Source organism: Shewanella sp. YQ_9, assembly GCF_043103185.1.
Classification (GTDB): Bacteria; Pseudomonadota; Gammaproteobacteria; order Enterobacterales; family Shewanellaceae; genus Shewanella; species Shewanella algae.
In genome coordinates, this window is sequence record NZ_JBICJO010000031.1 from 1 (window position 1) to 6,670 (window position 6,670).

A 6,670-nucleotide genomic window follows, 5' to 3' on the forward strand; every position below is an offset into this window, starting at 1 on the left:
CATGGTGTTGGCATGGTTAATTCCTTTTACTGTTGAATGAGTGATAAAACCTCATCACCCAATGCCAGAAGCATGCCAAATCGTAACCAACTGTTTTAAAACAACATCCAAACCAACCCCCACTCTCCGGGCAATTTCTTGCCCGAACCCGGGCAATTTTTTGCTCGCCGGGCAAGTTTTTGCCCGAAGAGAGTTGCCCGAAAGAGTGGCCTGAAGGAATGTCCCAAGGGGTAAGCGGAAGTCGACTGGCTTTAAGAGCATTCCTGTAAAAGTCTTAGAGAAGGTGTGAATAAGCCCTGGTGGCGTTCACTTTTACAATTTGGGTATAGCTCTGGGGTAAATTAGCTCGTAGTCATAGCCCTAGGCGGCTGGTTTGACAAAATCCCCCAGAGAGCCTCCGGCTTGGTAGCGCGCGGTGATTTCCGCTTTTAAGCGAACCAGCTCAGCGCTGGGCTGGGCCCATTCACTTTCAGGCAACGGCTGAGACCAGGCCTCCAGTGCTGTTGTGTGAGCCAGCCACTAATTGGTTTATGCCTGTGAGAAAGGGCCCTTCGCAATGTAATAATAATAGTCAATACAATCAGGACGGTTAATTAACAGGCTAAAGCCATTAACTCATGTAAATATTGCAGAGTCTCAAACTCTGTCTACCAACTGGCAGAGAGCAGTACTATTAAATAATAGTCCATTGCTCTTGTACAATCTTGGCTTTAGGCAGTTTCTTTAGTACGAATGCTTTAACTTCCTCATAATTCTCTTTGGTGCAAAATATTGCATCATTATAATACCAGCTACGACTTCTAATATGGACAATACGTCTTTTAGGATTAAGATTAATTAGACTCGCCTTATCTTCATCTACCATCTTACTATCATCCCAAAGCACAGGAATATAGTGAGCCTTTTCCGGCTCAGAAGGCTCTACCTTTTTAAAACTCAATAATGCCAGACCGCCGACACCCACCAATAAAAATGGGTGTATAACCAGAGCTATCGGCACAAGGATAAGAGTCATAACTCGCAGAACCCACATCAAACCTTCCGGGTTAATGGCGCCATAACCCCACCTTGGACACAGTTTAACCTCATCCCTTAAAAAGCCCGACTCGGTGATCTTATATGCTACATGGTGATATTGAAGTCGAGTGAAATAATAAATTATCAATAAAATCGACGAAAGGAAAATGCCAATACCGACAACTGAATTCCAATCATCAGGTTGTGGATTTTCTGATGCTAAATTTATCAATGAAAAAAACAACATAGGGATACCTGCGAAAATCCCCCAAATCATTAAAATCGATGCCAAACCACTAAATCGATGAAAAAAAGCCCTTGGTATAGTCCATTGAAAGATGGCCGGTTCGTCTTCAAGCTTGGTAATATCGGCTTGGGTGAAAAGTCCATTCTCAAGGCCATACTTGCTATACTGGATGTAGCTAGGCCTGTCAGCCAGTTGGCTGACTCTCTTTCCTTGTCCCACTAACTTCTCCTTGCTACTAGTTCTAAAAAACAATACCTATGGTTTCTTTGGGCTCAGGAAAAGTAAACTTGCCCTCTTCTTCCTGCAGCTTACCCCAAACACCTAAAATTTGGCTTAAACTTTTAGGTTGTAACTTGTAGTGCCAGGTTTTATCTATGTTACGTTGCCTTGGGCGGTTGATACTCAACCATAACTCTGACTCCGACTTTAATGGATTTTCAAAGAATTCAGCCGGAGTTAAAGGTACATACATCAACCAGTATTGACTATTGTTTTTTGCAATATAGCTATCATCCATCTCATCCCAGGTCTCAGGAAAGCCATTTTCAATGAGATTTCGGACTGCCTCAGGGGTAACGGCTATTGCTTCCATTCCGTCCCAATCAGAATTGGTAATTTGAGTCGCTCCCCAAAGAGTATATTCATGATAGACTTCCGCCAATTCAATATGAGTCCCTGCTGTTGGCAGGTTGAACAGCAGCCAACAACCGGATACTGTTTCGCGGTTTAATAGCTGGTTTGGAATACTGGATTTTTCCAGGATAGCAGCCAGTTTCGATGAGCAAGAGGGCTGCATATAAACCGCAGGCTTTAGCAATATATCTTGCAGATGTTGGAATGCCTCTTGGGGGGTGTTCAGCCACTGTGGAGAGGAACCAAAATCACTGTGATCCAACCATTTGTCGATATCGTCGCGCGAAAAAAAGATAAATGCAATGGAAGATAACAGGTAAGCCACACCGGCAATTGCCAGTATTGGAAGGATAAGCGGTGAACCAGCAATAAAGCCGAAGGCTGCTAGAGCTTGAATCGCCATGCCGCCAAGACTGACTGCAAGTGAGGCTTCTTGGACCCATTTCAGCGATCTTTCCACAACATTCAAATCTGCCGGATTCTCGCCCCAAAGCCCCAACTCCTGGCCAATCTGAGCTATTTCATAAGCATTTGCTACTGCCGAGACAACACCCAAGGAAAGCGCTGCCATACGGAAACTCTTCAATACCTTGGCAAACTCAATACCGTGAATATTAGCAGATTCATGGAAAGACAACTTAAACAGAGGAACAACTTTCAGTTTCTTTTCCTTCGTTATAGAGTAGCTCGCTTTATAGATGCTCTTCTCTCCAGATGCTGCCACTGTTTGCTTAATCTTGGTCAGCAGAGGATCATACCAAATAGCCGCGATACCAAAGGCGACAAGATAACCTGTATTGTAAATCAGCGTATGAAGCTTTTTACTTTCGGCATCGGAACTGTCGAACGTAAAGGAGTCCCAAGAGTACTTCTCTGGCATAGGTGTATATAACAAGTTGATATATCCAAGCAAAATAGCCGTTCTGCCCAAGGTAATGTGACTTGCCAGCTTTTTGCCTTTATCCAGATAGCCCTTTATCCCTTCAGAGAGTTGACGTCGGCTTTCCAGTGTCACCGCCTGTTGCTTGGCAGCAGCCCAATAGGGCTTCTCTTCTACAAGCAGTTGAAGTGCTTCTTCTGCCTCGGAGATTTCACCGGTTACTTTTTGTAGTTTGTTTCTAAATTCTTTACCTTTGCCTGCAGCTCTTCTGACTGCCTTCTTTCGTCCCTGCTTATAAATTTTTTTATTTTTCTTTTGTTTCTTTTTGGCGTCTTTAGTCTTTTTATCAGCATTGTCAATTGCTTTTTCCAGATTGCTTTCTTGTTTTTTCAAACCCCTTACTTTTCCTTCCAAAGCAGAAAGCTTTTCCTGATAAGCCTGAAAAGCTTTTTCATAGTCAGAAAGCTCTTCAGTTTTCAGTGGAATATCTTCAACGAAAGAGTTAATCAGCAGTGATTGCAACATTAAGCTGGTTGAATGGGTAGAGATCCCCTTTTCCCCCCGAAACAGAGGGAAAATGGCTTCCAGTACATGCGACCAGCCTTGGGAGGTTTTATCGGCAAAGGCTTGTCGCATTGCATCCAACGTCTTGTGGACATCTTGATGCAAATCAGTAGCCCATTTGTGCTCTATCAACGGCAACTCATTAAATGCCGCTTTAACCTCGTTCATTCTTAATACTGCGTTGTTACTTACTGATACTCCGGTTGCCGACAACAAAGCCGCCGGTTTTTGTAGGCGTCCGTTGAGCTCTTGGTGCAATAAGGGGTCAAAACCGCTCGTGGTCAAAGCAATCAACGCCTGGGGCTTGGAAGCACTCGAAAACGCACTGGCAAGAATGTCTCTTTTAGCATCATCAAGAAACATCACCAGCAACTGTAGACTGTCGCTCATCCAGGTTGTTAAGCCCTCTTGATGGCTGGGATGATGACAATCTGCTCCTAATACTCTGGCATTGGCCTGAATATGAAAGTGGCAATCAAACAGCTCATCCACCCTAGGCCCAATCTCTTCCATTAATGCGCTATCATGCTGCAAGTGTTTTGTCAGAAAACTTTCCGCTTTCTGCATATTGGCATATTTACGCCTATCCCTTTCAGCCTCCCAACGAGGCAAATCCAGATTCCAGGCCGAGCCATATTCGGCAGCAAGCTCTTGTTCAAGCTTCAAGAATTCATCAGGAGATACAATGCCTTTTGCTCCTTGAGCGGCATAAATCCTAAGCTGATCTTCATATCTGTTTACGGCTTCCCGATAATCGGTCAGTTTATCCAGATAACGGTTGATTGCCAGTTCATTCCCTCTGACTTTTGGCGGCAACTTATCATTGTGTAGCCATCCATCCTCACCGAGCATATCAAGACCGCCACAAATCTGAACTACCGCTTTGGCATTCATCCGGCGATACATCTCATCCTCATTAAACTCATGCATCTGTCCGGATAGATAAAAGGTTTGAGAGGCGATATCACAGATATCCGACCAAATATCATCCAGTGCGACCATCAGGGCCGAGTCTTTATCGCTTATAGGGCCTAGGTAGGTAGTCAGGGGCTGAACCGGCTTACCGCTGAGCGTTTCATCTCCCTCCCCTCTGTCTTGCAGGGAAGGAACCGCCATAGGGAACTTGGCCTCGCCGGCAATATCGGCAACCTGGCTCAACACCTTGATTGGGGCAGTATGGGGCTCTGCCATAGTGCGGCAAAATCCAGGCAATGACAGCTTGCGTCCCCAACGACGCTGGGCTTCGCCATTACTGCGATAATGCTCCAACATGGGCCAGGAGCACCTTAGCTGGCTGAACATCAAATACAGCTCAGAGCCGCGGTTATATTCCAGATAGACTTTAGGCTCCAGCGCTGTACCGCGCTCGCTGAGCGGTTTGTCGGCCTCGTTGTCGCCAAACTGGTAACGGATCAGCTGAGGTCCCTTGACTTCATATTCGTGCAGGGTCTTTTCGGTTTGGTTCCAGACATAAAGCCAGCCGTCGGTAAGCTGACGCAGGGTGTAGCTATTACATTTGAGTTGTTTGCTGAAGTAGCCACCGGGGAAGTTACCTTCTGAAGGCAAGTTGTGCTTGGGGCAAGGCTCCGGCACCAACTGGAATTCATCCAAGGCATAACGCACAGGTACGATTTTGACGGTTTGCGCCTTGAGTGGGCAAGTTGCCAGTAAAGAACCGGCTTTAGTATCCGACTCTTGAGTGGCCTTATCGTTGGCATCCTGTTGTTGTCTATCGGCCGACATGGGTAACTCCTTGTAACGCATTGGCTCTTTGTTGATTTAACTGCTTGGCCAAATCTGCGGCTTGTGCCAAAGCCGCAGATTTGTCACTTCCCCGGGTTTGCATCAGGTTAACTATGCCGGCGTACTCTGATTGAGAGACGGGTTCATCGCTAGCCTGGTGCTGATCAAACAAAGCCCCGGAAGCACTGCTTGCCTGATTGCCGATAAGATTCTTTTCAAAGTCGGCACCGAGATAACCCAAAATATTGCCGTAAAGAAAAATGTCCCGCTCCGATTCCCACCCTTGCGCGGCGGCGCGCTCGGCAATAGCCAAGGTTCCCGCCAGGGAAACCGAACCGAACTCATCGGCAAAGAAGTGCCTCAAATGCTGCTGCAGCCTAAGACCAAATTGCTGCCAGCAGACCTGCTGCATCACCTTGAGGTGGTCATCGGTCAATTGAAAGCGCTGAGTTACCTCACTGGACTGAGCCGACTGAGGCACTCGGCAGTGCCAGTGTTCAGCAATAGTGTCATACACCCATACCCGGCCGAATATACCCGCCGGGAACAGTGCTTCCAGCGGCAGTTGCGCCGCCATAAAGCCCGCCAGCACTCTGGGATCCTGATAGCGAAATAATACCTGGTGGCCCAGCGGATGTTGCTGCAAAGGTAATTGCTGAAAATAGCGCAACAATTCAGCACTGGAGGAAGTTGACTCAAACAGCCAGACACTGTCCCGGTAGCAAAGCTGTTGCTCCAACCAATCCAACAACTGACTGTCGGCAGGACATTGCAGCAGCAAAGGTTGAATATCGCCGAGAGACTCGAACTGAGTCCCTTGATACAGGGGTAGCATAAAGACGCGGTTGTCCAGCTGATACAGGGTTTGCGCCAGGTTTCGGTGCAAACAGGCATCCCAAAGCAGATACAGCTGCCCCTTGAGTCCAGTGAGTTCAGGTAGGGGCATCTTCTTCCTCCGGCTGCTCGCAAATTTCGCACACACCTTTAGCCGTACTGGCAGCCAGCAGCAGAGTGCCACTCTGCTGGGATGGATTGGGCAAAATCACTTTTTCGCCTTGGGGCAACTCGGCAGCGGCCACTTCACCCGGAAGTTCCGGTGCCTTGCCGGCAAAGCCGCGGCCTGAGCCTGGGCTGCCGCCCGAGTTGAGATTAACTGCCGCGCCGCCCAGGTGCACCCCGGCCGGATCGACTTTGACGAAGCTGCCACCGGCACTGATACTGATCTCGGCGCCGGCATCGAGCACAATTTTCCCCAATGACTTGAGATGAACTTCACTGCCCACCTCAAGCGCTTCTTTGGCGGCGACTTTCTGCTGATAGCTGCCATCCACTATCAGGCTCTTATCACCTGTTACCTGCTGACGGGACTCGCCCAACACCGTCAGGTGGTCATTACCGCCGATGCGGCTGCGCCTTTCATTGTCCACATCCAGGTGACTGTCGTGCTTGATATGCTCGTGTCTGTCATTCTCGGTCAGTAGGTTCAGGTCTTTCTGCGCGTGCAGGTAAATCTCCTCTTCCCCCGCTTCATCCTCAAACCTCAGCTCGTTGCTGCCCTCGCCCTTGTGGCTCTGGGTCTTCAGCAC

Annotated in this window: 3 protein-coding genes and 1 pseudogene; all 4 read right to left on the reverse strand. The window is 47.9% G+C overall.

Translation table 11 applies throughout. The features are described from left to right. Positions 1 to 673: 673 nt before the first annotated feature. Positions 674 to 1,483 (reverse strand): hypothetical protein, encoded by an 810-nt coding sequence (locus ACF8D4_RS09405; RefSeq protein ID WP_054745927.1) that lies wholly within the window; start codon positions 1,481 to 1,483, stop codon positions 674 to 676. A gap of 22 nt (positions 1,484 to 1,505) precedes the next feature. Beyond that, entirely contained in the window at positions 1,506 to 5,084 is a 3,579-nt protein-coding gene (locus tag ACF8D4_RS09410; RefSeq protein WP_392466515.1) for a toxin VasX, read from the reverse strand. Then, positions 5,071 to 6,030 (reverse strand): DUF4123 domain-containing protein, encoded by a 960-nt coding sequence (locus ACF8D4_RS09415; protein ID WP_392466518.1) that lies wholly within the window; start codon positions 6,028 to 6,030, stop codon positions 5,071 to 5,073. The genes ACF8D4_RS09410 and ACF8D4_RS09415 overlap by 14 nt, the downstream gene beginning before the upstream one ends. Further along, a pseudogene (locus ACF8D4_RS09420) lies at positions 6,017 to 6,670 on the reverse strand (hypothetical protein); the annotation flags it as partial. The gene ACF8D4_RS09415 and the pseudogene ACF8D4_RS09420, both read right to left, overlap by 14 nt.

Coding starts and splice junctions, on each gene's coding strand:
- ACF8D4_RS09410 (WP_392466515.1), bottom strand. CDS start 5,084: ATGTCGGCCGATAGACAACAACAGGATGCCAACGATAAGGCCACTCAA.
- ACF8D4_RS09415 (WP_392466518.1), bottom strand. CDS start 6,030: ATGCCCCTACCTGAACTCACTGGACTCAAGGGGCAGCTGTATCTGCTT.